Annotated in this window: 27 protein-coding genes; 14 read left to right on the plus strand and 13 right to left on the minus strand. The window is 67.5% G+C overall.

The genetic code is table 11. From position 1 onward, the window contains the following. Nucleotides 1-214: 214 nt before the first annotated feature. On the plus strand, nt 215-553 hold the full coding sequence (locus ACFPJ1_RS34790) for a putative quinol monooxygenase (protein WP_380110546.1): 339 nt from the start codon (nt 215-217) through the stop codon (nt 551-553). 56 nt (nt 554-609) lie between these two features. Here ACFPJ1_RS34790 and ACFPJ1_RS34795 read toward each other — a convergent pair whose 3' ends face one another. Further along, on the minus strand, nt 610-744 hold the full coding sequence (locus ACFPJ1_RS34795; protein ID WP_380110547.1) for a hypothetical protein: 135 nt from the start codon (nt 742-744) through the stop codon (nt 610-612). A gap of 54 nt (nt 745-798) precedes the next feature. Between ACFPJ1_RS34795 and ACFPJ1_RS34800 the strand changes: the two genes are divergently transcribed. Continuing rightward, complete coding sequence (locus ACFPJ1_RS34800) at nt 799-1380, plus strand: GNAT family protein (RefSeq protein ID WP_380110548.1); 582 nt, start codon at nt 799-801, stop codon at nt 1378-1380. Nucleotides 1381-1790: 410 nt separating this feature from the next. On the opposite strand, the gene ACFPJ1_RS34805 is transcribed toward ACFPJ1_RS34800, so the two are convergent. The 3 genes from ACFPJ1_RS34805 to ACFPJ1_RS34815 all read right to left on the minus strand — a co-directional run bounded on the left by ACFPJ1_RS34805 (nt 1791) and on the right by ACFPJ1_RS34815 (nt 4071). Then, nucleotides 1791-2432 carry an HAD family hydrolase gene (locus ACFPJ1_RS34805; RefSeq protein WP_380110549.1) on the minus strand — a complete coding sequence of 214 codons (642 nt, stop codon included), beginning with the start codon at nt 2430-2432 and terminating at the stop codon, nt 1791-1793. A 158-nt stretch (nt 2433-2590) separates the two neighbouring features. Next, nucleotides 2591-3091, minus strand: coding sequence for a GNAT family N-acetyltransferase (locus tag ACFPJ1_RS34810; RefSeq protein ID WP_380110550.1), 501 nt, complete (start codon nt 3089-3091; stop codon nt 2591-2593). Nucleotides 3092-3204: 113 nt separating this feature from the next. Further along, nucleotides 3205-4071 (minus strand): GNAT family N-acetyltransferase, encoded by an 867-nt coding sequence (locus ACFPJ1_RS34815; protein WP_380110551.1) that lies wholly within the window; start codon nt 4069-4071, stop codon nt 3205-3207. 260 nt (nt 4072-4331) lie between these two features. Here ACFPJ1_RS34815 and ACFPJ1_RS34820 point away from each other — a divergent pair, with 260 nt between their 5' ends. The 5 genes from ACFPJ1_RS34820 (at nt 4332) to ACFPJ1_RS34840 (ending at nt 9011) form a co-directional block, all read left to right on the plus strand. After that, nucleotides 4332-4784, plus strand: coding sequence for a GNAT family N-acetyltransferase (locus ACFPJ1_RS34820; RefSeq protein ID WP_380110552.1), 453 nt, complete (start codon nt 4332-4334; stop codon nt 4782-4784). A 244-nt stretch (nt 4785-5028) separates the two neighbouring features. Continuing rightward, complete coding sequence (locus ACFPJ1_RS34825; RefSeq protein WP_380110553.1) at nt 5029-6408, plus strand: serine hydrolase domain-containing protein; 1380 nt, start codon at nt 5029-5031, stop codon at nt 6406-6408. 133 nt (nt 6409-6541) lie between these two features. Continuing rightward, nucleotides 6542-6871 carry a YciI family protein gene (locus ACFPJ1_RS34830; RefSeq protein WP_380110554.1) on the plus strand — a complete coding sequence of 110 codons (330 nt, stop codon included), beginning with the start codon at nt 6542-6544 and terminating at the stop codon, nt 6869-6871. After that, on the plus strand, nt 6868-8103 hold the full coding sequence (locus ACFPJ1_RS34835) for an RNA polymerase sigma factor (protein ID WP_380110579.1): 1236 nt from the start codon (nt 6868-6870) through the stop codon (nt 8101-8103). The genes ACFPJ1_RS34830 and ACFPJ1_RS34835 overlap by 4 nt, the downstream gene beginning before the upstream one ends. A gap of 182 nt (nt 8104-8285) precedes the next feature. Next, entirely contained in the window at nt 8286-9011 is a 726-nt protein-coding gene (locus ACFPJ1_RS34840; protein WP_380110555.1) for a VOC family protein, read from the plus strand. Between the two features lie 45 nt (nt 9012-9056). On the opposite strand, the gene ACFPJ1_RS34845 is transcribed toward ACFPJ1_RS34840, so the two are convergent. After that, a complete protein-coding gene (locus ACFPJ1_RS34845) occupies nt 9057-9902 on the minus strand; it encodes a phosphotransferase family protein (RefSeq protein ID WP_380110556.1) in 846 nt (281 codons plus the stop codon). A 59-nt stretch (nt 9903-9961) separates the two neighbouring features. Here ACFPJ1_RS34845 and ACFPJ1_RS34850 point away from each other — a divergent pair, with 59 nt between their 5' ends. Both ACFPJ1_RS34850 and ACFPJ1_RS34855 read left to right on the plus strand, forming a co-directional pair. After that, nucleotides 9962-10915 (plus strand): helix-turn-helix transcriptional regulator, encoded by a 954-nt coding sequence (locus ACFPJ1_RS34850; protein ID WP_380110557.1) that lies wholly within the window; start codon nt 9962-9964, stop codon nt 10913-10915. Nucleotides 10916-11057: 142 nt separating this feature from the next. Further along, the gene (locus ACFPJ1_RS34855) at nt 11058-11969 is read left to right on the plus strand and encodes an LppU/SCO3897 family protein (RefSeq protein ID WP_380110558.1); all 912 of its coding nucleotides are present in this window, start codon (nt 11058-11060) and stop codon (nt 11967-11969) included. Between the two features lie 61 nt (nt 11970-12030). On the opposite strand, the gene ACFPJ1_RS34860 is transcribed toward ACFPJ1_RS34855, so the two are convergent. After that, nucleotides 12031-12564 carry a helix-turn-helix domain-containing protein gene (locus tag ACFPJ1_RS34860; RefSeq protein ID WP_380110559.1) on the minus strand — a complete coding sequence of 178 codons (534 nt, stop codon included), beginning with the start codon at nt 12562-12564 and terminating at the stop codon, nt 12031-12033. Nucleotides 12565-12647: 83 nt separating this feature from the next. Here ACFPJ1_RS34860 and ACFPJ1_RS34865 point away from each other — a divergent pair, with 83 nt between their 5' ends. After that, nucleotides 12648-14714, plus strand: coding sequence for a vWA domain-containing protein (locus ACFPJ1_RS34865; protein ID WP_380110560.1), 2067 nt, complete (start codon nt 12648-12650; stop codon nt 14712-14714). Here ACFPJ1_RS34865 and ACFPJ1_RS34870 read toward each other — a convergent pair. The 3 genes from ACFPJ1_RS34870 to ACFPJ1_RS34880 form a co-directional block, all read right to left on the minus strand. Next, nucleotides 14711-15994, minus strand: coding sequence for a serine/threonine-protein kinase (locus ACFPJ1_RS34870; protein ID WP_380110561.1), 1284 nt, complete (start codon nt 15992-15994; stop codon nt 14711-14713). The genes ACFPJ1_RS34865 and ACFPJ1_RS34870 overlap by 4 nt on opposite strands. 96 nt (nt 15995-16090) lie before the next feature. Further along, the gene (locus ACFPJ1_RS34875; RefSeq protein ID WP_380110562.1) at nt 16091-16513 is read right to left on the minus strand and encodes a nucleoside deaminase; all 423 of its coding nucleotides are present in this window, start codon (nt 16511-16513) and stop codon (nt 16091-16093) included. Between the two features lie 11 nt (nt 16514-16524). After that, nucleotides 16525-17376, minus strand: a complete 852-nt coding sequence (locus tag ACFPJ1_RS34880; RefSeq protein WP_380110563.1) for an LLM class flavin-dependent oxidoreductase — start codon at nt 17374-17376, stop codon at nt 16525-16527. 94 nt (nt 17377-17470) lie between these two features. On the opposite strand from ACFPJ1_RS34880, the gene ACFPJ1_RS34885 reads away from it, so the two are divergent. The 3 genes from ACFPJ1_RS34885 to ACFPJ1_RS34895 all read left to right on the plus strand — a co-directional run bounded on the left by ACFPJ1_RS34885 (nt 17471) and on the right by ACFPJ1_RS34895 (nt 19646). Beyond that, nucleotides 17471-17929, plus strand: a complete 459-nt coding sequence (locus tag ACFPJ1_RS34885) for an Lrp/AsnC family transcriptional regulator (RefSeq protein ID WP_380110564.1) — start codon at nt 17471-17473, stop codon at nt 17927-17929. Next, complete coding sequence (locus ACFPJ1_RS34890; protein WP_380110565.1) at nt 17929-18780, plus strand: hypothetical protein; 852 nt, start codon at nt 17929-17931, stop codon at nt 18778-18780. Before ACFPJ1_RS34885 ends, ACFPJ1_RS34890 begins: the two co-directional genes overlap by 1 nt. Nucleotides 18781-18875: 95 nt before the next feature. Continuing rightward, nucleotides 18876-19646, plus strand: coding sequence for an SDR family oxidoreductase (locus ACFPJ1_RS34895; RefSeq protein WP_380110566.1), 771 nt, complete (start codon nt 18876-18878; stop codon nt 19644-19646). Between the two features lie 605 nt (nt 19647-20251). Here ACFPJ1_RS34895 and ACFPJ1_RS34900 read toward each other — a convergent pair. From ACFPJ1_RS34900 to ACFPJ1_RS34915, 4 genes are read right to left on the minus strand one after another with little or no spacing between them, the layout of a single operon-like run. After that, nucleotides 20252-20617, minus strand: coding sequence for a YciI family protein (locus ACFPJ1_RS34900; RefSeq protein ID WP_380110567.1), 366 nt, complete (start codon nt 20615-20617; stop codon nt 20252-20254). Nucleotides 20618-20619: 2 nt separating this feature from the next. After that, on the minus strand, nt 20620-21057 hold the full coding sequence (locus tag ACFPJ1_RS34905) for an OsmC family protein (protein WP_380110568.1): 438 nt from the start codon (nt 21055-21057) through the stop codon (nt 20620-20622). Between the two features lie 51 nt (nt 21058-21108). Beyond that, complete coding sequence (locus ACFPJ1_RS34910) at nt 21109-21765, minus strand: SDR family oxidoreductase (protein WP_380110569.1); 657 nt, start codon at nt 21763-21765, stop codon at nt 21109-21111. A 40-nt stretch (nt 21766-21805) separates the two neighbouring features. After that, on the minus strand, nt 21806-23689 hold the full coding sequence (locus tag ACFPJ1_RS34915; RefSeq protein ID WP_380110570.1) for a propionyl-CoA synthetase: 1884 nt from the start codon (nt 23687-23689) through the stop codon (nt 21806-21808). Between the two features lie 154 nt (nt 23690-23843). Here ACFPJ1_RS34915 and ACFPJ1_RS34920 point away from each other — a divergent pair, with 154 nt between their 5' ends. Next, complete coding sequence (locus ACFPJ1_RS34920) at nt 23844-24764, plus strand: serine/threonine dehydratase (protein ID WP_380110571.1); 921 nt, start codon at nt 23844-23846, stop codon at nt 24762-24764. The last annotated feature ends 6 nt before the right edge of the window (nt 24765-24770 follow it).

Raw genomic sequence — 24770 nt, forward strand, 5'->3', positions numbered from 1 at the left:
ACCGGTCACCACCGACAGTTCCGGAGGTGTCTGACTCCCCCGCGTACCTTATTTGCATAAGGCAACTATTGCATCGGCCGAAGAGTCAGAACTGCTGCATAATGGTGATTATGCATGACAGAACGCCGGCCGCTCTCGGCGGCGAAGTCTACGCCGGACCCTCTGGGGGACACGTTCCAGGAGAAGCATCCACAGCGGCGGATTGAGAGTTTCCATGACGATCTTCGTACGGGCCGAGCTTACGACGCTTCCTGGCGCGCGGGACGGGTTCGTCACGCTGGCGAAGGCGCTGGCGGCCGCGACGGACGACGAGCCGGGGACGCTCAGATACGACTGGTACGTCGAGGCCGATCCGGTCCGGTTCGTCGTCATCGAAGAATACGCGGATTCGGCGGCGGCGTTCGCTCACAACGCTCACTGCGAGGAACTGCTCAGCCGCATCGGTGAGTTCGCCAAGATGACGCTCCTGCAGGTGCACGGACAACTCAGCCCGGAACTCGAGTCCTGGCTGGCATCCGTACCGATCGCCAGGACGTTTCCACCGCTGGGTTGACGCCTGTTCACCCCTCTCAGCGCCTCCTGTGCAAATGGCCGATAAGCGACATTATGTCAACTACTAGCCCGCGGGAGGACGACGCCCACGGCCTCGAGCTCGACTTCACCGACCTCGCCGGAAACCTCCAGCGCTTCGCTCAGCTCGTCCTCGCCGCCGCCGTTGCCGATTCCTGGCAGCGATCTGGGCAAGCTCTGACTATGCGGACGTAGATTCGTCCGCATTACGTGCCTACGATCGGCGGCATGATGACAAATGGCTACTCGATTCAGCCGTTGACTGCTCACACGTGGAACGCGTTCGCCGGCCTGGTGGAGCGGCACAACGGGATCTTCAGTGGGTGCTGGTGCATCTACTTCCACCCCGACTGTGCCGAGCGGGGGCAGGGTTACGAGGGAAACCGCGCGCTGAAGAAACGGCTGGTCGAGGCCGGACAGGCTCACGCGGCGCTGGTGATGGTTGGCGATGAGGCGATCGCGTGGGCGGAGTACGGCACTCCGGATGAGCTGCCGACCATCCATCACCGCAAGCAGTACCTCGCCGAGGCCGACGTCATTCCCGACTACCGCATCACATGCGTCTTCGTCGACAAGCGTCACCGCGGACAGGGCTACGCCAAGGTGGCTCTGGCCGGTGCGCTCGATCTGATTGCAGCGCAGGGTGGCGGTGTGGTCGAGGGATACCCGCACGAGACCGGTGAGAAGAGGATGAGCAACTCGTTCGTCTACAACGGCACACGCACGATGTACGAGCAAGCCGGCTTCGGGTTCGTTCGCTCCAAGGGGATGAAGAACACCGTCATGCGCCGCACGATCCAGCCGGCCTGAACCTGCCCAACCGCCCGACGCCGCTCACGTGGTTGGGGGTCATTACGTCGGAACCTAATTCGCAGGCTGTCCAGTACTAGTCTGCGTCCCGAACCGTTGGCTTCTCTCGTGCGCGAGCACCTCGCCACGCGGCCGAACCTCGGCGCCGGCGCCGGACCCGACAGTCCGTGTGGCTCTCCCCCAGCACCGTCGCAGGCCGGCACCTTCATCCGACACGGTCATGGATCGCCTCCGCGACCTCGGCGTCAACCTCCTCGGCGCCCGCAACCGTGCCATGATCCATCGCTCGCGGACATACATCTGGACGCCCTGCGATTGGCTCCAACACCGGGTTCGCTCCTGGCGCGCGCGAGATAGCCATGCTCTTTCGCTCTTTCATAGGAGTATGGGACACACCGGCAAATTCTCCTTCAGGTTACATTGAGGACGATATCCTTCAATTCAATCAGAGTTTCGATTCGATAGCTAGCCCGTGAGAAATCCTGCGCTTTTGTGAAGTCGTTGTAGACAATGGCACAGTCAATACCGGCCGCCACCGCCGAGTTCAACCCTCTGGATGAATCCTCTACAACCAGTGTCTCTTCTTTGGTGGCTCCGAGGCGCATTAAGCCGGTCAGGTATGGTTCCGGGTGCGGCTTGGTGAGCTTGTAGTCTTCGCGAACAAGGACGAAATCCATGAATTGTCTAACTTGGCGCTTTTCGTGGATAATTTCAAAATCCACACGTTTTGCAGTCGTCACGATGGCCATGCGGACGTATTTTGACAGCTCAGCAAGAGCGTCAACGACGCCCTCAATCTCAATGGCTTCTGTTCTAAGATATTCCTGATAGTAATCATTGCGAACCTTACGCCGCCTGCTGATGGTCTGTTCATCAATACCTGCCGCCCTGGCCTGGGCCCAGGTACCCAATCCCTGGCTCATGTCCCGGAGGTATTGATCCTTGTCCAAGGTCAAACCAATGTCCACCAGGGCGCGTTCTCCAGCTTTGTAATACCAGAATTCGGTATCCACCAGAACGCCATCATGATCGAAGAGTATGTACTTCTTCACTCTCTTGGTCCTTTCCTAGGAGAGAGGGCAGCGAGGCAGCATGCGAACCTGAGCGCGCGAATCTAGTGCACGGCCCAACGCTATACGAGTGAACTTGATACGCAGGCTGTCCAGTAAAGCCCGATGAACTCCTCACCGGCAGCAGCGAGTCACTCCCCCTACCGCGTCGCCGGGATGCTCCTGCTGCTGTACGCCCAGCCGCTGGTCAAGGTCGCCGTACCTATCTGCCCGCTCATGTCGAGTTGCGGACGCTCTGATCGCGTCACGACAAGGGGCAAGGACGTCCGACACGCCTCGATGTTGTCGAGCCGGATGTTGTCTCTGCGTCGCTGTTCCCAGTTGTCCCTGGTCAGTCGCCACCGGTTCAGCAGGGCGGGTTCGCCTTGCCGTGTGGCCCAGTCTGAACCATTGGGCTCGTAGCCGAGATCTCGCGAGATCGCGTTGGAGCCATGGTTGTCCACGAAGGCGTCGCTGCTCGCTTCCTTCGCCCCGAGCCCGTCGAACGCGAGGTGCAGGATCGCTGCTCGCATCTCATGTCCGAGCCCGCGGCCGCGCTGATCGTCGACCAGCCATGAGAAGCTCGTGACCGTGCCGAAGGTGGAGAAGTTGACCCCGATGAGGTCCTGCATCCCGACCGGGTGCCCATCCACGACGACCACGAAGTAGAGCCGCCAGGCGTCGGGCTCGACCTTCCCTCTGCCGCGCTAGATCGCCCGTAGCCACTCGGCCACGCGCACGTCCTACCTTCCGGGCTTGGTGGTGGCCGACGAGGTCAGCTGGTCCGGCGGAAGTCAGTGACGTCCGGAAGCTTTCGGAAGCCGGCCGAGGCATAGGCCGCTACGGCGCCGACGTTGCTGCTCGGTGTGCACACGGTCGCGCTGGACGCTCCCATCTCTCGCAGGGCGGCAGCCGCCGCCAGGGAGATGGCGGTCCCGTACCCGTGGCCGCGGTGATCCCGGTGGACACCCAATGGTTCTAGCAGGCCCGGCCGTCCGCGCCCGGCCGACCAGACCGTCACGACGGCGACCGCGGCCTCGTGCGCGTCGTAACCGACCAGGCACCGGGCCCGACTGTACGGCGAGGCCGCGGCCATCGTGTGCCAGCGCTCGAGGGTGAACGTCGAGTTGGGGAACACCGCTTGCTGCACGGCGACCCGTGCTGGGGCGGTGTGCGCGTCGGCGACCTCGACCCGGAGGTCGCAGTCCTCCACCTTGTCCGTGAGGTCACGGCGCAGCGGCGTCCACGGCTCGTCCGCGACCCAACCGCTCTGGCGCAGGAGTTCTCGAAACGCAGTGCCGGACCGGGCCTCGACATTCGCATTGCCGGCGGGCAGCACCCCACGCGCCGGGTCCGATAGATCGGCCAGAAGCTGGGCGGCGAACGGATCGTCTCGATCGACGCTTGGTGCGATGCCCATACGGATCAACCCCGCATCGTCCACGAGGCCAACGGCCAAGATCTGCCGATCACGACGCCACACCCGAACAGCCCTGGCCAGCGCCTTCGCGCCCAGGCTCCAATTCCACCCAAGGTCACCTGGATGAAGCTGGACTTGTCCGCCATCCTGCTGCCAGGACGCTACCGCCTCGGCGACCTCGTCCAACGAGGCAACAGTCGCGGTCTGCAGCGTGATCGACATGCGACGATCCAACTCCACACGCCGCGACGGCGCACATGGTTTTTCACCGCCCTGCTGCCCGACCCAAGAAGTGCGCCCAACATCCGTGGCGCTACGCCGGCCGACGCATCAGTGGCCTCTAGGCCGTGTCTGACGAGTCTGGTGGGCCAGCTGAGGATCGCGGTGAGGACGACACCGCCGCGGTAGGCCAAGGCGTGCTTGTCGTAGCGGCTGGCCAACCGCGCCAGTACCTCCGGTCAATCAGGTGGCAAACTCACTTCGTGAGGATCAGTCAGGCGAATGCGGACGACGTCGCAGACTTGGCCCGGCTGTTGTGGCTCGACACCCTTGATGAGGAACCAGCACAGCGGTCCGTTGACGCATTCGCAGCGGAGCTCGCGAAGTGGTGGGCCGGCCACCAGGACTCGCACCGAGCGTTCGTCGCTCGACTCCGCCGACCGGAGATCGTCGGCATGGCCTGGGTAGCGTTCGTGCCTCGCGTGCCGAGACCTGGAGCGACAAGTCGGCTATCCGCAGACATCCAGAGCGTCTTCGTCATGCCGAAGCAGCGAGGCCAGGGAATCGGCTCGGCGCTCGTGCAGGCTGCTTCGGAGCATGCGACACACCTCGGCTCCGTTCGCGTGACGGTCCACTCTGGTCGCAAGGCAGTGCCGGTGTACGAACGGCTGGGCTTCGAGTCGTCCCGACAGCTCCTACAGCGACCGCCGGACTAGCAGGTCGCACCTCGCGCAGCTCACATGTGCTCCGAGTGGCGCGGCGCCAACTGCGGTGTCTCCCGCACGTCAACCAGGTGTTCTGCACACTCGATCACTGGAATGTCGAAGGCCTATTGTCGGACAGCAGCAGTCAGCCGATCCTCGGCGATGTCTCTCGTAATTCGATTGTCCTGTCTTGTTACGGTGCCTGCATGTCTTCTGAGCGCCCCTACTGCCGCGGTCGACACCGGCCGCCTCGGGGATGTCGTCCCGCGCGGTTGCCGCGCTGCTGGACCGGCTCGAAGCGCTATCCGTCGAGTGTCACTCCATCATGGTCGTACGCCACGGTCACGTCGTCGCCGAAGGCTGGTGGGCGCCGTACTCGGCCGAACGCCCGCACCTTCTCTACTCGCTGACCAAATCGTTCACCTCGATCGCCGTGGGGCTCGCGATCGCCGACGGGCTGCTCTCGCTGGACGATCGGGTGGTGGACGTGTTGCCCGACCACGTTCCGGCCGACATCTCGGAGCAGGGACACCGCATCACCGTGCACCACCTGCTGTCCATGACGGCCGGGCACAGCACGGACAGCCTCGCCGAGGCCTGGCAGCTGGAACCGGACGATCTGGTGAAGGGCTTCCTGCGCGTACCGTTCACCGAACCTGAGGGAACCCGGCACACGTACGACAATGCGACCACTTTCATCCTGGCGCGGATGGTGGAACGGGTCACGGGCCGCGGCCTGCCGGAGCTGCTCGACGAGCGTCTGGTTAAGCCGATGGGCGTCGACCACGCCGAATGGGACCGGGTGGCGAGCGGTGCCGCCTTCGGATTCCACGGGCTGCACCTCACGACCGAGGCCGTCGCCGCCTTCGGCGAGTTGCTACTGCGCGGAGGCGTCTGGGGCGACCGCCAGCTCATCCCGCGTGAATGGGTGGAGCTCGCGACCAGACGGCATGTCGATACCCTGCAGCTCGAGGACGACTCTGCTAGCCCCGACTTTCTTTGCGGGTACGGCTACCAATTCTGGATGTCGCGTCACGGTTACCACGGCAACGGCGCCTTCGGCCAGCAATGCGTGGTCGTCCCGTCCCACGATCTCGTGGTCGTCGTGACCGCCGCCGTCGATCAGGGGCACGCACTGCCCAGTGTTTTTTGGGACTGCCTGTTGCCCGGCCTCGATGACGCGGGAAACGCCCAGGACGACGAGATGCTCGCCGATCGGCTGCGGCGGCTGTCATTCGCGCCGGTGCCGGGTTCGGCCGCCCCGGAGCGTTCCGTCAAGGCAATGCTCGACGCCTCCGCCGAGGATTCGGCTCTGCCAGACGGAACCACGGTGATCGTCGATCCCGTGGACGGTGGCTGGCTCGTGCGATTCGGGTCGTTCCTCAACGTCGAGGTCGGCCACGGCGAATGGCGGGAAAGTTCGCCGCTCGGCCGCCCTGTCGTCGCGACTGGAGCGTGGCAGGGCGACACGTTCGTCGCCGAGCTTTACGTCATCACCACCCCGCACCGGGTCCGGCTGGTGGTCGACGCCGACGCGGGGACAGCAGCGGCGACGTGGAGCACCGTGCCCCTGACCGGCCCGAGACTGGCGTTACATCTGCAGTCACCGCTGATGACACGGCCCGACGTCGCGTAGGTGATATTGGCTAGGCTCGCCTGCTCCTCTTGAAAGAAGTCCGCGAGGTGGTGTCGCATCGGGGCAACGGTGTTCGTAGAAGGGGTGAGCGGCTGCCCACGACGGCGGCCCAAACCACAGGAGATGAGCTGAGATGCAGTACTTGGTTTCCGTGATCGACGACAAGACCAACTCCGGCACCCCGGACGAGATGGTTGCCATCAACGCGTTCAACGACCGGATCGAGGCCGAGGGCCACTGGGTTTTCGCCGGCGGCCTCGCCTCGCCCAGCGCGGCCACTGTCATCGACAACCGGGGTGGGGAGCCGGTGTTCACCGACGGGCCGTTCGTGGAGTCGAAGGAGTATCTCGCCGGCTTCTGGGTGATGGAGGCTCCCGACCTCGACGTGGCGCTCAAGCTCGCCGCCGAGGGGTCGAAGGCCTGCAATCGGAAAGTCGAGGTGCGGCCATTCCTGGGCGACTGACCGACGTACAGGAAGCGATCACCCAGGCCCACCGCGAGGAATGGGCGCGGGTGGTCGCCGCTGTGACCAGGCGTTTCGGTGACCTCGACATCGCCGAGGACGCGACGGCCGAGGCGTTCGCCACCGCCGTCGAGCGGTGGGCGGCCGACGGCGTACCCCCCAATCCCGGTGGCTGGCTGACCACCACCGCCAACCACAAGGCCATCGACCGGCTCCGGCGCGAGAACAAGCGGGACGACAAGCAGAAGGAGGCTCGGATGCTGTACGACGACGACCCGCCCGAGCCTCTGGGCGCCATCGACGACGAGCGGCTCCGGCTGATCTTCACCTGCTGTCACCCGGCGCTCGCGATGGAGACCCGGATGGCGCTGACGCTGCGCATGGTCGGCGGTCTGACCGTGCCCGAGATCGCTCGTGCGTTCCTGGTGCAGGAGACCGCGATGGGCCAGCGGATCACCCGCGCGAAGGCCAAGATCAAGGCTGCTCGCATCCCTTATCGGGTGCCGTCCGCGGAGGATCTGCCGGCCCGCGTCTCTGGCGTACTCGCCGTCCTCTTTCTCGTCTTCAACGAGGGCTACCTGGCGACCAGCCCCGACACCGATCCCGTACGTCACGACCTCACCGCCGAGGCGATCCGGCTCACTCGCCTGATCCGTGCCCTCCTGCCGGAGGACGGTGAGGTGGCCGGGCTGCTGGCATTGATGCTCCTCACCGAGGCCCGCCGTGCCGCCCGGATCTCGGCGAGCGGCGAACTGATCACCCTCAAGGAGCAGGACCGTGGGGCCTGGGACGCCGCACTGGTCGCCGAGGGCCATCGACTGGTGCGCGAGCGCCTGGCCACCGGGGTGGCTCCGGGTCGTTATCAGGTCCTCGCAGCGATCAACGCCGTGCACACCTCCGCCCGCGACATCCGTGACACCGACTGGTCGCAGGTCGTCGCTCTCTACAACCAACTCGTCCGCCTCGACCCCTCACCGATCGTCGCCCTCAACCGGGCCATCGCGGTCGCCGAGCTTGACGGCCCGGAGGTGGCGCTGGCGGCCGTCGATCGTCTTGAGGACAGGTTGGCCGGCTATCACGCCTACCATGCGACACGCGCCGACCTGCTGCGCCGGCTTGGTCGCAGTCAGCAGTCGCGGGCGGCGTACGACAAGGCCATCGAGCTCGCGGGCAACACCGCCGAGACCGCCTACCTGACACGCCGTCGCGACCAGCTGGGTTCGTGCACCTAGTGGCAACCGGCTTCGTGGGCTGCCTTCTCGACCCTTGACCGGGGTGCCGCCCACTCGGCGTCGTCGCGATCCGAGGTCGTGCAGATTAATCGCGTTGCGTGGCAATCACCGTGCGCTTAGCGTTGCTCACCTCATGGCAGAGAGTCTGTGGCCGTGAGCCGGCAAATCGGAGATGGAACCTGATGACTTCTAACCTCAGCGCGCTGTGCTTCGATGCGAACGACCCGCACCGTCTCGCGGGCTTCTGGGCCGGCGTTCTGGGCTGGAAGACGGCCGACGACCCCCGAGGCGATGCCATCGCGCTGCTGCCGAACGACGACACCGGGTTCCGAATCCGCTTTCTTCCGACCCAGGAGGAGAAGTCCGGCCCGAACCAGATGCACTTCGATCTGACGAGCGCTTCCCTGGAGGGCCAGGAGCAGACGGTGGCGAGGGCGCTCGAACTCGGTGGCCGGCACATCGACATCGGTCAGCTTCCGGAGGAAGGTCAGGTGGTGCTCGCCGACCCCGAAGGCAACGAGTTCTGCGTCATCGAGCCGGGCAACAACTTCCTTGCCGACTGCGGATTCATCGGAGCGCTGTCGAGCGACGGATCGCAGCAGGTCGGGTACTTCTGGAGCGAAGCGCTGGGGTGGCCGTTGGTCTGGGACCAGGACCAGGAGACCGCGATTCGCTCACCGCACGGCGGTCCGAAGATCAGCTGGGGAGGTCCGCCGCTGAGACCGAGGACCGGGAAGAACCGGCTGCATTTCGACCTCACTCCCGGTGTCGACGGTGATCAGCAAGCGGAAGTCGACCGTCTCGTCTCTCTCGGGGCGACTCGACTCGACCTCGGCCAGGGCGAGGTCAGTTGGGTGGCGATGGCCGATCCCGACGGCAATGAGTTCTGCGTGTTGAACCCCCGCTAGCCCGGCCGCGCCGCTCCCCCAACGTCGGCTCGACTGACTTTGGCCTCAGTTCGCCAGGGCTTCGGCGATCATGCGGTGGCCTTGCTGTTCGAACGATTCGTCGTGGACCCGGTAAGCCCAGGCCGCAGTACTGATCGCTTCGCGGATCCGGTTGCGATGCCACGCTTCGGGCTGCCTTGGGTCTGCGCCGTATCCGTCCAGGAATGCCTGCTCGAGCTCTGGATCGGCGCGGAACTGTTGCGCACTGAGCCGGGCGAAATCCGTCAGGGCCGGCCGTAGATCGGCCCGCCCGAAGTCGATGACGCTCACCACGCCGTCGTACACGAGCCAGTTGCGCGGCTGCCAGTCGCCGTGGGTCGGCACGAGCGTGGTGGCCGGCGTCGGCCACGCCTCCACCTCCGCACGCAGCCGTGCCGCGATGTCCGGTGCGATTCGGTGCGGTTGGTCAAGCCACCAGAGAGTCCTCTCTCGTTCTCGCGCTTCGAAATCGGCGTCCTCGACGGCGAGCTGCTCGTGGAGCAACGCCAGCAACTCGCCTGCCTGGCGGTAGCTGTCCGGACGCCACTCGTGGTCACTCCCCTCGACCAACTCCCCTGGCAGGAAATGCGTGACGATCAGCTTGGCGTCCTCGTCGCCGTTCACCAGTCGCGGCGCCCGACCCGTCGTCGTCCACGGCCGGAGCCACTCGCGGTGCGCGCGCAACTCCCGCGCCAGGTGGCGATCGTTCTCGTCCCCCGCCTTGGCCCCGTAGCGACCACCGTCATACAGCAACTCGAGAACGGTGGTCCCCACCAATCCCCAACTGTGGTTCTTCACGACCTCGGCCCCCGGAAGCCACTCCCCCAGAAGCTCCCTCTGCCGCTGACTGAGCTGATCGATCCCGGAAGCCACCGAAGCAGGATAGCCATAAGTGTTCAGGTGGTGAGCAGTTTGTTTGGGAGGATGGGGGTATGCGCGCTGACCGGCTGGTTGCCACTCTGCTTTTGATGCAGGCCCGGGGCCGGGTGACGGCTTCCGAGTTGGCGGCTGAGCTGGAGATTTCGGTGGCGACGGCGCGGCGGGATCTCGAGGCGTTGTCGACGGCCGGTATCCCGGTCTATCCACAGCCGGGTCGGAACGGTGGCTGGTCGCTGCTCGGTGGCGCGCGGACCGATCTGAGCGGGTTGAATGCGACCGAGGCACAGGCGTTGTTCCTGCTCGTCGGACCTGCCGCGTCCGTCGCGCCGGAGGCGAAAGCCGCGCTGCGGAAGCTCGTACGGGCGTTGCCGGACACGTTCCGGGCGGATGCCGAGGCCGCGGCCGAGGCTGTCGTCATCGATCCCGCGCGCTGGGGTGAGCATGTCAGGGAACGGCCGGAGATGGTGCGGATCCTGCAGGACGCCGTGGTGCGACGCCTCAAGGTCCAGCTGCTGTACGCCGGCCGCGGGCGCCAGGTCAGCGAGCGGCTGATCGATCCCTTAGGACTCGTCGACAAGGACGACATCTGGTACCTGATCGCCGGCACCGAGAAAGGTCAGCGCACCTTCCGGGTCGAGCGAATCACCGAGGCGACGCTCACCGACCTTCCCGCCGAGCGACCGAAGGATTTCGACCTCTCCGCGGCTTGGGCCCGAGTGGTGGACGAGATGGAGCAGAACCGCTCCTTGCTGGCAGCAACCGTCCTGATGGAGGAACGGTTCGTCTGGGTGATGCAGGACCGGCTCGGCCGCCATTGCGAGGTGGTCGGCTCAGCCGACGACGGCCGGGTCGAACTGCGCGTGACAGCGCCGAACGCCCTCGACATCGCCCGGCACCTGGCCGGCTGGGGCGGCATGATCGAGGTGCTCGGTCCCCCGTCGGTCCGAGCCGAACTCGCCCGCCTGGGCCGGGAACTGGCCGAGCGCTACGGCAACGCGATCGTATGACGGTTGGGGTTCGGGTGGTGCCTGGGGGTCCGGGTGGTGAGAGATCCGCGGGATCGGGCCGGAAAGTCGCCGGGGATGGCCTTCCGGCGTGAGTAGGGTGCGGTGTTCGGTTGTGTCCCAGATCGAGTAACAGGAAGTCTTCGTGACCACTACGCCCCCTCAACCGCCCCAGAACCCGTACCCGGCGCAGCCCCCCGCCGAGGGATACGGTCCCCCGCCGGTCCAGCCCGGCCAGTTCCCGCAGTACGGGCCACCGCACGAGCAGCAGCCCAACTACGGTGAGCAGTACGCCGACCCGCAGTACGGCGGGCAGCAGCAGTTCCAGCAGCCTGGGCAGCAGTTCGCGCCGGGTCAGCAGGGTCAGTACCAGCAGCAAGGCACGTTCCCTCAGGATCACGCGGCGCAGGGTCAGTTCCCGCAGGGACAGTTCATGCCTGTTGCCCAGGACACGCTTCAGTGCCGGTTCTGTGGTGGGATGCCGGCCGTGCAGGCGACCGTCCGCGGTCACCAGGGCCTGATCATCCTGATGCGCTTCCTCAAGCTGGAAGGGCCGTTCTGCCGCACTTGTGGTGTCGCCACGATCCGCGACATGACCGCGAAGAGCATGTGGCAGGGCTGGTGGGGCATCGGCTCGATGATCGTCAACCCGATCATGATGCTGGTGAACCTCGGCACGTACTCGAAGTTCAAGAACCTGCCGGAGCCGGCTCCGGGTGCGCCCGGCCGGCCGATGGATCCAGGCAAACCGCTGTTCAAGCGCCCGGTGGTCCTCGGTCTGCTGCTCCCGATCGCGCTGATCGCCGCGATCGTGATCGGCAACCTGGGCAACCCGTCGTCAGCGGATGCCGGTGACTGCGTCCAGAACAAGGGCACGGTGGCCGACCCCAACGTGAAGGTGGTCGACTGCGGTTCCACCGACGCGGAGTTCAAGGTCCTCGGCAAGCTCAGCAGTACGGCGAACTCCGACGAGTGCGAGCAGTTCCCCGGCTACACGGTGGCCTACACCGAATCGCGCGGCTCGTCGGGGTACACGCTCTGCCTCGGACCGAACTGAGCCAACCCCGCTCTGACACAACCTTCCGGGCCGACGCGGGATGAGCCGGTCCGGAAGGTGCTCAGCGGTTGGCGGTGACTCGGGCGTAGTAGGCGCGGGCCTCTTGAGTGCGGCCCGCGCCGAGCACCCGCAATGCCTCGGCGAGATCGGGGTACTGCGCCTCAAGCAACTCGGCGGCACCTTGCAGGTCGGCGGCCGAGGCGACATCCCGGAGCAACGACTGGATGGCGACGACCGGGTCCCCCGGAGCCGGCGGCTCGGCGGGACTCCCCTGGTCCACGGTGAGCGTGGATCGCTGCGCGGCGCGGATGCCTTCCAGGCGGCGCTCCTGCTCGGCGGCCGGCAGGGCGTCCCAGCCGGACTCCCCCACCATCGCTTCCAGTTGGAGCAACCTCGACAGCACTGTCGGGTTGCTGATCTTTGCCCGCTGCCCCGACATCAGTTGGGACAGCATCGGCGCGGACAGGCCGAGCACCCCCGCGAGCTGCGCCTGCGAGAGGCCGAGCCGGCCCAGGAGGCGCCGGAAACGGTCGCCCAGCGGCTCGCCGTACCACTGCAGTTGCAGGTCGAGGTTCCGCGCGTGCGCATCGGTCACAACGCCTCCATGATTACTGTTTGCAAATTGCACATGCAAACGCTAGTTTGGTCGCAATGAAGCCTCAAGCTCCTGGAGACGCCATGATACGACGCCTCGCCGCCCTGGCCGCGGTATCCGCCCTGACCGCCGCATTCTCATTCGCGAACGCTCCCGCCGCCACCGCGGAAGGTGAGCTCTCGCCGGTGATGGTGGTGCTGGACTCGTCCGGCTCGATGACCGCGCGGGACGCCGGTGGCAGCGGCACCCGGATGGACGCGGCCAAGCGGGCCGTCACCTCGATGGTCGCCGGGCTGCCCGACCAGGCGCAGGTCGGCCTGACCATCTACGGCGCCGGGACGGGCTCGAGCGGCTCGGAGAAGGCGGCCGGCTGCAAGGACGTCCGCGTCGTCCAGCCGGTGGCAACCGTCAACAAGCCGGTGCTGACCAGAGCGGTGACCGCGGCGAAGGCCAGCGGCTACACCCCGATCGGCCATTCGCTGCGAGTCGCGGCTGCCCAACTGCCGAAGGAGGGGCAGCGGTCGATCGTGCTCGTCTCCGACGGCGAGGACACCTGCGCTCCCCCGCAACCCTGCGAGGTGGCGAAGGAGCTGCACAAGCAGGGTGTCGACCTCCACGTCCACGCGATCGGTTTCCGCGTCGACGCGAAGGCTCGCGCCCAGCTCGCCTGCATCGCACAGAACACCGGCGGCACCTATCACGACGCCTCGGACGCGGACTCGCTGCTCGGAGTACTGGGCCGGGTGACGGAGCGGGCGCTGCGACACTACGAGCCGACCGGCAAGCCGATCACCGGTACTGCGGACCCGTTCACGGCACCGACGATGACGCCCGGGCAGTACCTCGACACCCTCAACGCCGAGGAGGAGCGGTTCTACTCGGCCGAGCTGAAGACCGGCGACACGGCGTACTTCGCGGCCACGGCGGTCTTCCCCCGGGGCAACCCGCGTGACCTCGAGGTGGTCGACATCAGGATCACCGGTCCCGACGGCGCGGACTGCTACGAGTTCCAGCGCGAGCTCAACACCCGCGCGAGGGACGGTGGTTCGCTGACCACGATGCTGAGCTGGAACGGGACAGTCGCCGGCTCCTCGAAGCCCAAGGGCTGCAGCGTTCCCGGCAAGTACACCTTTCGGGTGACTCGCGATGCGCGTGGTGGCGGGGCCGATCGAGTGCCGGTGGAGCTGCAGTTGCGGGTCGAGCCGCCTGTGGCTGGGAGCAGAGGTGAGCAGGCGCAGACGAGCCTGGTGACCTTCGCGCAACCGCCTGCGGGTGCGGTGCGGCCCGTCCGCGGTGGCGGTTCCTTCAACGAGGCGACGACTCTCGACGGCTCCGGCCGGTACGGCGAGACGATCTACTACGGCGAGGAGCTGTTCTACCGGGTGAAGCTGGACTGGGGTCAGGGTCTGGCGTACAGGGTCACCTTCGCCGCTCGGCCGGACGGGGCGACCACGAACATCCGCACCGGCCTGTTCAGCCCGGTCCGGGCGGAGATCAAGTTCGACACAACCGCCTACACCGGGACGACGCAGATCCTGCCCTCCAGCGGGAAGCCGATCGCGACTCCGCGGGCGGTCTACCTGAACCGGAACGCGAACAACTCCGACTTCCGCAAGGCCAGCGTCGACGGCTGGTACTACATCATCGCGAAGCTCGGAGTGGCCAGCGGCGACGCCCCGGCCGGCGGAGTACCGGTGACGATCGACGTGGCGGTCGCGGGTGACAAGGTGGCCGGACCGGAGTACGGCACGTCGACGGGCGAGACGCCTTCCACTCCGACGCCAAGTGCCTCGTCAGAGCCGACGCCGTCGGGTTCGACCACGAACGAGGCCGGCGGCCAAGGCGACGACAACAAGGTCCAGCCGGTTGCGGACGAGTCCTCCTCGTCCCTGCCGTGGATCGCCGGCGGTGCCGTCCTGGTGCTCGCTCTCGCGATCGTCGCAGCGGCCCTGATCATCCGCAGCCGCAAGTCGTCAGCGCTGCAGCCGGTCAACGGACCCGGGTACGGCGGTCCCGGTCAGAACGGGCCCGGCTACAACGGACCTGGCTACAACGGACCTGGGGCGAACGGCCCGGGCTACAACCCGCCGCCGCAAAGCGGGCCTGGTCCGAACGGACCGCAGAACGGGCCGGGGCAGGGCTGGTCCTAGGCCTTGATCCATAGATAGGACGAACCTTGCTGACGGCACTCGACCCGGGTGCCGTCAGCAGTCGTTTCCTCCGCCCCCGCTTCTTGCCATCCACACGGATCCCGGACCTTGAGCTGCGCATTCGGAGAGCGCGTGACAGGCCCGGTCGGCACGGTCGACGGCGTCTCACTGACCGACACGCTAGGCGACACCTTCGACGGCGATCCCCCGCCTTCCTCATCCCCATCGAGCAACAACACCCCAACAACCCCAGCCACAACCAACCCCACAAGCCCGACACCACCCAGCACCAGGCGCCGCCGCGCCAGCCTCCCCGCCGCGTGCGACGCACCCGGCGACGTGGACTGCGGCGGCGTCGGCCTCGGCCTCGGCGGGGGCGTCAGACGATCCGCGGGTGGTGTTGCGGATGCTGCCGCGGGTTGCGTGGGCAGGTTGGTGTGGGGCGCGGGGAGGGGTGGGAGTTGGTCGAAGACTTCGATCAGTTCGCCGTCTGGGGTGTGGGCTGGGATTTGTAGCGCGGTGGCGAGGACAGGCGCCAGGGATTCGAGGGCGGCTTCGGCTGAGTCCGGGCGTCGGGCGGGATCGGACTGGATCAGGGATTCGACGACAGCCCAGACCGTGCTGGTCGTGTTCGAGCGCGAAGGTAGTGGGCCAGTCGCCGGAGGCTCCTCGCCCGTGAGGAGTTGCCAGGCGGTGACCCCGGCTGCGTAGAGGTCCTGCTTCGTGGACGGAGGTTCGCCTGCGAGGGCCTCGGGAGCTACGTAGCCGGGGGTGCCCACGACAGCGCCGTGCTGGGTGAGGCGTGGCTCCCCGAGGGACAGCGCGATGCCGAAGTCGCTGAGGCGGAGTACGGGAATGCCGGTACCGCTGGTCTCGAGCAGCAGGTTGGCGGGTTTCACGTCGCGGTGGACGAGGCCGGCCGCGTGGACCTGTTCGAGGGCGCGGAGGAGCTGGGCGAGAAGCTCGGCGGCGTAGCGCTCGGGCAGGGCACCGAAGTCGGCGACCAGGCTGCTCACCGAACCACCACCGACGAGGTCCATGGCGAGGAGCGCCTGGTCGTCGTCGGCCGCCCAGGCGTACGGGCTCAGCACGTTCGGGTGGTCGAGTCGCAGTCCTTGCTCGCGGACGAAACGGAGGAGGGCACCGGCGTGGCGCTGGCGCAGTACCTTCGCGGCGCAGAGGCGTTCCAGGCGGCGGTCCCACGCGCGCCAGACAGTACCGGTCCCGCCTGAACCGATCGGGTCGATCAGCTCGAACCGCCCGGCGAACACGTCTGGCACCAGCGGTCCTCCTCTCACCCGGCCCGCGGCATACCTTGCCAGCCCACGGGTCCCCGGGCGAGTTCACCCGCCGCGGGGTCCACCGGGTGAGAGAGGTTAGTTGTAGTAGCCGTCCACCGGGACGCGCGCCTCGTCGTACAGGTTCGGGCCTTCCTGTGGGACCGCGCGGAAGGGACCGCCGGGCTTGAGGGCGTTCAGCTGGTCGCCGGACAGTGCGTAGACGACGTGGCCCAGGCCGGAGCGTTCGATGGCGCCGGCGCACATGCCGCAGGGCTGGCAGCTCGTGTACATGGTCGTGCCGGCTGCCGTCTCCGGGTCCAGGTTGGCCGCGGCCCACTTGGCGAGCTTGAGCTCGGGATGGGCGCTGATGTCGTTGTCCGTGATCGAGGTGTTGTGGTCCTCGGCGATCACCGTGCCGTCGGGGCCGGCGAGTAGTGAGCCGAACGGCGGGTTGCCGGATTTGCGGGCCGTTGCCGCGAGCTCGATCGCTCGGCGTAGGAGGTCATCCCGTGCTGTCACTGCTGCTCCCATCATTGCTGTTTCCTGTGTTTCCAAGCGGCCGCGACGGTCGCGAGCGCCTGCCATGCATGTTCGGGTCGTTCGGTCTCGTCCGGGTCGCCAACGAAGGGATCCAGTACGACGGCCTCAGCGCCGAGCAGGCGCAGTTCGTCGAGGTCCCCCATCACCTGGTCGATCGAACCTTCACCGGCGACTCGTACGTCGTCAGCCAACGGCCTCTCCGTGAGGCGCAGCAGGATCCGTGGCGCGAATCCCGGCACCGGCCGGCCTTCCTCGTCCGCGAGGGCCTTCAGCCGATCGAGCGCGCCGCGCATCCAGTCGACCCGCTCGCGCAACGGATGCCACGCGTCGCCGTACCGGACCGTACGGCGGAGTCCAGCGTCGCCGCGTCCGCCGACCCAGATCGGGATGTCGCCGCTGCGGTAGTCGGCGTCGTTCTCCCACGCCTTCCGGATGTCGCGAAGAAGCTCGTCGGTGAGCTTCCCGCGGCGAGTGAAATCGACGCCGAGCGCCTCGAACTCCTGCCGCGCCCAGCCGACGCCCATACCCAGCACGAGCCGGCCGCCGCTCAGCTGATTGAGGTTGGCCGCCATCCGGGCCACCAGCAGCGGGTGCCGGTACGGCGCGATGAGCACGGTGGTCCCGAGGCGAATGGTGCCGGTGACTCCGGCGAGCCAGCTCAACGTGGTGAATGGCTCGTAGAAAGGCGCCGGGTACTGCTCCGCCACGTCGAGTGTCACCGCGACATGGTCGGACACCATCAGCAGGTCGTAGCCGAGTCCCTCCACCGTGCGGGCCCAGTCGCGGAGCCTGCCGGGGTCGGTTCCGGGGCCGAAGTTGGGGACGTTCACACCGATTTCCACGCCACTCAGGCTATCCAGCCGGAACACCCAGCTTGAAGAGATTCCTCGCCGAAAACCCGGTGTTCGGCCGTGGATTCCCCGGTATCTTGGCCGGATGACCGAGACTCTCGATCCGACCGACTGGGCCATCCTGGTCGAGGTCCAGCGCGACGGCCGGATCTCGCTGACCGAGCTCGGCCGCCGGGTGAACCTCAGCGCCTCGGCGACCACCGAGCGGGTGAAGCGGCTGGAGTCGATCGGCGTGATCAGCGGGTACCGCGCGGACGTGGACCTGACGAAGGTGGGATTCCCCGTCCTGGCCGTAGTACGGCTGAAGTATCCGGGGAACAAGCACGGCCCGCTGCACAAACTGCTGGAAGAGCGGTTCGAGATCCTCGAGTGCCTGCGGACCACGGGCGACGACTGCTACACGCTGAAGGTCGCCGCCGGGTCGATGGCGCATCTGGAGCACCTGGTAAACGAGCTGACCGAGTTCGGCAGCACCACGACGAACCTCGTCTACAGCGAGACCCAGCCGTACCGCGGACCGCAGGCGCCACCGCCGGAGCTTTGATGGAGGTCCTCGGCATCGAGGTCTCCCCCGCACTCCTTCAGCAGTGGGTCGAGTGGCTCGCGCCGGATCGGCAGCCGTTCTACCTGACCGCCAAGCAGATCGCGTCGTGGGGTCTGACGCAGGATGACGCCGAGCCTGACCGTCAGCAGCGGGACACCTATCGCTCGTACGGAGTCGATGGGCGACTGAGGTCTGTCTGGCTGGACGAGTCGACCTTCATGGACCTGCCTCGCAAGACCCGGGCCGGTCTGATCCGAGCGCAGGTCGTCCATGAGCGTGGGAGTGTGCCGACTGTCAGGGCGTGGCGCGAAGTGTTCGGGCCGGAGATCCGCCTGCAGGCCGACGGGCATCGCTTCGTCTGGTGGAAATCGCTGCTGCGCGACTCGGCCGCTGTCGTACTGCCTCGTGTCGTGAGCGAGGATCTCGGCCCGAGCCGCCACCGCGAAGTACCGGAGTCTGTTTGGGCGTCGGCTGGATCGCTCGTCCCGCGTGCTCGCGAACTGGCTGGCACGTTCGCCGGAGGCAGCGGGCCGAACTGCTTCGGCACGGTGATGGCGGCCGCGGGTGTCGAAGGAGCCGCCGACACCTGGATGCAGCGGGAGCCCTTCGACGAGTGGCTGGCGGACAGGACCACCCGCGGCGGGCGCGACGACGTGCCGGGCACTGTCCTCGTCTGGCGCGACGACAACCGCCTGGTCCAGCACGCGGCGATCACCATCGGCGCCGGCTGGACCCTTCACAAGCCGTCCCAGTCCTGGACGTCCCCGCGCAAGATCCGCACCGCCCCCGAAGTCCGCCGCTCCACCCGCACCCCCGGCTGGCACCTAACCCGCCACACCCTCCACCCCTGACACCACCCGCCCTAGGATCACTCCATGTCTGCCCGAGAGCCCGTCACCTTCGCGTCCGCCGGCCAACCTGTACTCCGGAGGTGGGTGGGCATCAGATGAGGATTTTGGTGACGGGTGGGTCCGGAGAGTTGGGGCGGGAGATCCGGCGGGTGGCGGGGCACGAGGTTGTTGCTGGGTACAACAGTGTGCCGGTGGAGGGTGGGGTGCGGATTGATGTGCGGCGGCGGGATGAGGTGGAGGCTGTTGTTCGGGAGGTGCGGCCGGACGCGATCATCCATACGGCCTATCTGCAGTCCGACTGGGTGACGACGGCCGACGGGGCCGCGAATGTGGCGATCGCGGCGCGTGGGATCCGGCTGGTGCACGTGTCGAGTGACGCCTTGTTCTCCGGAAAGGACAGCCCGTATGACGAGGAGGCGGTCCCGGATCCGATCACGCCGTACGGCGCTGCGAAGGCGGCCGCCGAGACCGCGGTGAAGGCGATCGACCCGAGCGCGGTGATCGCTCGTACTTCGCTGATCCTCGGTGGCGGGCGGATCGAGCGACAGGTGCGAGCGCTCGTCGAAGGTGGGCCGGGTGCGCTTTACACCGACAACATCCGGTGCCCGATCCACGTCAACGATCTCGCCAACGCACTGCTCGAACTCCTCGAGTCAGGTCATGCCGGGATCGCGCACGTAGGTGGAGCAGACGCGGTCAGCCGCCATGAGCTCGGCCAGTTGATCGCAGTCCACGAAGGACTCGATCCGACGAAGCTCCCTACCGGCTCGAACCCCTCGGACATCCGCCTGGACAGCACGAAAACCCAACGCCTCCTCAAAACCCCGCTTCGAGGAGTCCGAGAATTCCTCACCCCACCCGTTTAGCTGCGACGACGTGCCTACCTCGCCTGGCGGACACGCGTTCACCAAGATGGCCCGGTTCTTCGACTCCGCGAGAAGCCGCTGAGGCTCCAGCGTCGTCCGGTGCAGCCGTTCAAGCGGACGGCCACCACTCAGTAACCTCGCCGGCAGTTCGTCGGTCGGCCTCCGCCAGACGGCGCGCGACGGGGTCGGCCGCCTGACCAGCCCGGGCGGGCCGCCTGACGGTCCGGGCGAGCCGCGGTTGGTGAGTGCTGGCGGTCCGGACACCACGTCCGAGCACCGGACGAGCACCGCGCGAGCACCCGGCGAGCACCGAGGGAGCAGCGGCTCCAGGCGAGCAGCAGCGCGGGCGCCCGTCTCGCGGGCCGTCGTGGTGGGTCTGGACACCATCCGGGGACCTCGGACAGGAAGTAGCTTGTTCCAGGTCCCGCTTAGGTGTTCGGGGTCACCGCTCGTACCACTGCAGCCAGCTTCAACTACCCCGGCATCGTGATGCTCGGAGAACCCGTGTCGCCGACGATCGCGCCGGTGATCTACAGGCCGGTCGTGTGGCCGGGAGCCAGCTCCGGAGAGCGTGGGGGTCAGCGCCGGGGGTGGCGGGGGTGGGGTCAGGTCCAGGGGGCGGGGGTGGTGGGGTCCCAGATGGGGCGGACTTCTATGGCGCCGTAGCGGGCTGAGGGGTGGCGGGCGGCGTGGGCTACGGCTTCGTCCAGGGTGTCGCACTCGAGGATGCAGGTGCCGCCGATCAGTTCCTTGGTCTCGGCGAACGGGCCGTCGGTGATCGATACCTCGTCGCCTTCCTCCATCGGCCGGACCCGGACGGTCCGGGCGCTCGCGGGGGCGTGCAACCCGGTGCCGCCGTCCTTGAGGACTCCGCGCTCGAGCAGTTCCTCGGTCCAGCCCTCGCAACCGTTCGCGAAGGCGTCGTCGGGGACGAGCGAGACGTCGGCGCAGATCAGCAGCAGGAACTGCATGCTCACTCCTTCCTGTCGACCAGCCGGGCGCTGATCGGCGTACCGATCTCCACCGTGCGGCTGACCGTGCAGAGCCGGTCGTGCGACATCTTCAACGCCCGCGGCAGCGCCTCACGCGCCTTGTCGCCGTCCTCGCCCTCGGGGAAGCGGATGGTGAACTCGACCACGAGGTCCTCCATCCGGTTGCCCTGCTCGGGGTCGCGGAGCTTGTCGCCGCGGACCACCGCGCGGAACTCGGCCGGCTCAGCCCGGCGGCTGGTCACAGTGTCCACGTCGATCGCCGAGCAGACGCCGATCGAGGCCAGGAACAGCTCCACCGGGGTGAAGTCGGTGTCACTGCCGGACCCCACCGAGATGCTGCCGCCGCGCACGTTGCGCACCTCGTACTTGTTGTTGGCCGTGCGCTCGAACTGCACCTGGCGGAGAGAGTCGTCGCCCATGTTCATCACAATCTGTTGCCATCGGCAACGTAAAGGGTCAGCTTCAGAGGATCAGCTTGCGAGGTTGTTCAGGGCCTCGTCGACCGGGGTGTCGCCGGCGATCAGTTCGAGCGTGCGGCCGATCGAGGCGGGGTTGGAGCAGAGTCCGGCCAGCACGAGCGCCACGTCGTCGCGGCTGATCCGGCCGTAGCCGGTCTTGTCCTCGAGCCGCACCTTGCCCGTACCCGGGTCGTTGGTGAGCCCACCCGGCCGCACGATCGTCCAGTCCAGGTCCCGGGACCGCAGATCGTCCTCGGCCGCCTTCTTCGCCTGGAGGTAGATCGTGAACTGGTCGTTCGGGTCCAGGTCGCCGAAGTTGTCCGCGCCCATCGAGCTCACCTGCAGGTGCCGCCGTACTCCGGCCTGCCCGGCCGCCTCCGCCAGCAGCACAGCGGCGCCCTTGTCGACCGTCTCCTTCCGCTCGACCCCGCTGCCCGGGCCCGCGCCGGCGGAGAAGATCGCGACGTCAGCGCCGGACAGTACCGCGACGACCGAGTCGAGGTCGGCCTTCTCGAGATCCAGTACTGCGGCCTGGCCGCCCGCCGCGGCAATGTCGGCCTCGTGCGCGGGGTTCCGCACCAGGCCGACCACCTCATGCCCGTCAGCGGCCAGGATCTTCGTCAGCCGCAGGGCGATCTGTCCATGTCCACCAGCTATCACGACTCGCATGATCCCGAGCCTAGGTCACCACGCGTTCGATCGTGAGGGTCTAGTCGCCGGAGTGCCGCAGGATCGGGCGTAGGGCCTCGAGCACGGTTGCGTCCTCGATGGTGGAGGGGACGGGTTCGTCGCGGCCGTCGGCGATACCGCGCATGGTCTTGCGGAGGATCTTGCCCGATCTGGTCTTCGGCAGGGCCTCGACGACCGAGACCTCGCGGAAGGCCGCTACCGGGCCGATGTCTCGGCGTACGGCGGCGACCAGTTCCTCCCGCAAGGTCTCCGGGTCGATGGTGGCACCGGCCTTCAGTACGACGAGCCCGCGCGGCAGCTGTCCCTTGAGTGCGTCGTGGACCCCGATCACGGCGCACTCCGCGACCGCGGGATGTGCGGCGAGCACGGCCTCCATGCTCCCGGTGGACAGCCGGTGGCCGGCGACGTTGATGACGTCGTCGGTCCGCCCCATCACGAAGACGTAGCCGTCGGCATCGATGTAGCCGGAGTCACCCGTCAGGTAGTACCCGTCGTACCGGCTCAGGTAGTTGTCGATGTAGCGCTGGTCGTCGCCCCACAGCGTCGGCAGCGCACCCGGCGGCAGCGGCAGCTTGATCGCGATCGCCCCCTCCTCCCCCGCAGGCTGCTGAGCGCCCTCGGCGTCGAGGATCTGCACGTCCCACCCCGGCAGCGGCACGGTCGCCGACCCGGGCTTCACCGCCAGCGGCTCGAGCCCGCGCGGGTTGGCGACGATCGGCCAGCCGGTCTCCGTCTGCCACCAGTGGTCGACGACCGGTACGCCGAGCTTGTCGTGCGCCCAGTGGTACGTCTCCGGGTCGAGCCGTTCTCCGGCCAGGAAGAGCGTCTGGAACCGGCCGAGGTCGTACTTCGCGATTTCGCCGCCGTCGGGATCGACCTTCTTGATCGCGCGGAACGCCGTCGGAGCGGTGAAGAGCGCTTTCACGCCGTGCTGCGAGATCACCCGCCAGAACGCGCCGGCGTCCGGGGTACCGACCGGCTTTCCTTCGTAAAGAACTGTGGTCGCGCCGACGAGCAGGGGCGCGTAGACGATGTAGGAGTGGCCGACGACCCAGCCGACGTCGGAGGCGGTCCACCAGACGTCGCCCGGGCCGATGCCGTAGACCGCGCCCATCGTCCAAGCCAGCGCGACGGCGTGGCCGCCGTTGTCGCGGACGACGCCCTTCGGCTTCCCGGTCGTGCCGGAGGTGTAGAGGATGTACAGCGGATCCGTGGCGGCGACGGGCTCCGGCTCGACCGGCGTCACCCCGGAGATCGCGGTTTGCCAGTCGAGATCGCGCTCTCCGAGTTTCCCGGGCGCGATCTCGCGCTGCAGCAGCACGGTGCGGTCCGGCTGATGAGTCGCGAGCTCGAGGGCAGCGTCGATGATCGGCTTGTACTCGACCACCCGCGTCGGCTCGATCCCACAGGACGCCGCCACGATCACCTTCGGCGTCGCGTCGTCGATCCGGGCGGCCAGTTCCTTCGGCGCGAACCCGCCGAACACCACCGAGTGGATCGCCCCGAGCCGGGCGCAGGCGAGCATCGTGATGACGGCCTCGGGCACCATCGGCAGGTACACGATCACCCGGTCGCCCTTGCCGACCCCCAACTCCCTGAGCGCGCCCGCGAAGAGCGCGACCTCGCTCAGCAGCTCGCGGTACGTGTAGCTGCGCGTCGTCCCAGTGACCGGTGAGTCGTAGATCAGCGCCGTACGGTCGCCGTTGCCGGCCTCGACGTGCCGGTCGAGCGCGTTGTACGACGTGTTGAGCTCGCCGTCCGGGAACCACCGGTACAGCGGCGCGGCCGAATCGTCCAGCGCCCGGGCCGGTGGTCGCGTCCAGGAGATCGCGCCGGCCGCCTCCAGCCAGAAGCCCTCCGGATCCGCCAGGCTGCGGCGGTAGCTCTCGTCGTACGCACCCATCTGCCTGCCTCCGTCTCGCGATGAAGCCACCGGCAGTCTTACCCATCCTCGACCCCCGCAACAGCCCCACCACGCGAGCCACCCGGGTCTGAACCGGCATTCACCCCGAGCCACCGGTGGACGGTGGCTGTAAGGCGCGTGGCAGGGTTGAGGCATGACTGTGACTCGTGACGATGTGCAGCGCGCTGCCACGCGGATCGCCGGCCGGGTACGGCGTACGCCCGTGCTGCAGGTTTCGCCGACGCTGACGCTCAAGCTGGAACTCCTGCAGCACGTCGGGTCGTTCAAGCCGCGCGGCGCGTTCAACCGTTTGCTCTCGGCCAAAGAGCAGGGCCTGCTCACGGGCCAGGGCGTCGTCGCCGCTTCGGGTGGCAACGCCGGGCTCGCGGCCGCCTATGCCGCGCGCGAACTCGGCGTACCGGCGCGGATCTTCGTCCCGGTGAACGCGCCCGCCCCGAAGGTGGCCCGGCTGCGGACGCTCGAGGCGGACGTGGTGCAGGTCGGCAATGAATACGCCGAGGCGTACGAGGCCGCGGCGGTGGCGTGCGAGGAGTCCGGCGCCTTGCTGGTGCACGCCTTCGACCAGCCTGAGGTCGTGGCCGGGCAGGGCACGATCGGGCTGGAACTGCTCGAGGATCTCGACAACTTCGACACGGTGCTCGTCGCCGTCGGTGGAGGCGGGCTGATCGCCGGGATCGCCACCGCCATCGGTGATCGTGCACGGGTGGTGGCTGTCGAGCCCGAACTGGCTCCCACCCTGGCCCGGACGCTGGCGGCCGGCGAACGGGTCGACGTACAGGTGGGTGGGCTTGCGGCCGACTCGCTGGGTGCTCGCCGGCTGGGAGAGCTCGCGTTCGAGGCGGTCAAGGCCAACTCCGTCCAGTCGGTACTCGTCGACGAGGACGCCATCGTTGCTGCGCGCAACGAGTTGTGGCACGAGTACCACCTGGCGGTCGAGCACGGCGCGGCGGTGAGCTATGCGGCGTTGCTGAGTGGCGCCTACCAGCCGGCCGACGGCGAGCGGGTCGTCGCAATCATCTGTGGGGCGAACACAGATCCATCGACGCTCGGCTGACCTGGG

Source organism: Kribbella qitaiheensis (assembly GCF_042657745.1).
Taxonomy (GTDB): Bacteria; Actinomycetota; Actinomycetes; order Propionibacteriales; family Kribbellaceae; genus Kribbella; species Kribbella qitaiheensis.

Coding starts and splice junctions, on each gene's coding strand:
- ACFPJ1_RS34790 (WP_380110546.1), top strand. CDS start 215: ATGACGATCTTCGTACGGGCCGAGCTTACGACGCTTCCTGGCGCGCGG.
- ACFPJ1_RS34800 (WP_380110548.1), top strand. CDS start 799: ATGATGACAAATGGCTACTCGATTCAGCCGTTGACTGCTCACACGTGG.
- ACFPJ1_RS34815 (WP_380110551.1), bottom strand. CDS start 4,071: ATGTCGATCACGCTGCAGACCGCGACTGTTGCCTCGTTGGACGAGGTC.
- ACFPJ1_RS34825 (WP_380110553.1), top strand. CDS start 5,029: ATGTCGTCCCGCGCGGTTGCCGCGCTGCTGGACCGGCTCGAAGCGCTA.
- ACFPJ1_RS34830 (WP_380110554.1), top strand. CDS start 6,542: ATGCAGTACTTGGTTTCCGTGATCGACGACAAGACCAACTCCGGCACC.
- ACFPJ1_RS34840 (WP_380110555.1), top strand. CDS start 8,286: ATGACTTCTAACCTCAGCGCGCTGTGCTTCGATGCGAACGACCCGCAC.
- ACFPJ1_RS34850 (WP_380110557.1), top strand. CDS start 9,962: ATGCGCGCTGACCGGCTGGTTGCCACTCTGCTTTTGATGCAGGCCCGG.
- ACFPJ1_RS34865 (WP_380110560.1), top strand. CDS start 12,648: ATGATACGACGCCTCGCCGCCCTGGCCGCGGTATCCGCCCTGACCGCC.
- ACFPJ1_RS34885 (WP_380110564.1), top strand. CDS start 17,471: ATGACCGAGACTCTCGATCCGACCGACTGGGCCATCCTGGTCGAGGTC.
- ACFPJ1_RS34890 (WP_380110565.1), top strand. CDS start 17,929: ATGGAGGTCCTCGGCATCGAGGTCTCCCCCGCACTCCTTCAGCAGTGG.
- ACFPJ1_RS34895 (WP_380110566.1), top strand. CDS start 18,876: ATGAGGATTTTGGTGACGGGTGGGTCCGGAGAGTTGGGGCGGGAGATC.
- ACFPJ1_RS34900 (WP_380110567.1), bottom strand. CDS start 20,617: ATGCAGTTCCTGCTGCTGATCTGCGCCGACGTCTCGCTCGTCCCCGAC.
- ACFPJ1_RS34905 (WP_380110568.1), bottom strand. CDS start 21,057: ATGGGCGACGACTCTCTCCGCCAGGTGCAGTTCGAGCGCACGGCCAAC.
- ACFPJ1_RS34910 (WP_380110569.1), bottom strand. CDS start 21,765: ATGCGAGTCGTGATAGCTGGTGGACATGGACAGATCGCCCTGCGGCTG.
- ACFPJ1_RS34915 (WP_380110570.1), bottom strand. CDS start 23,689: ATGGGTGCGTACGACGAGAGCTACCGCCGCAGCCTGGCGGATCCGGAG.
- ACFPJ1_RS34920 (WP_380110571.1), top strand. CDS start 23,844: ATGACTGTGACTCGTGACGATGTGCAGCGCGCTGCCACGCGGATCGCC.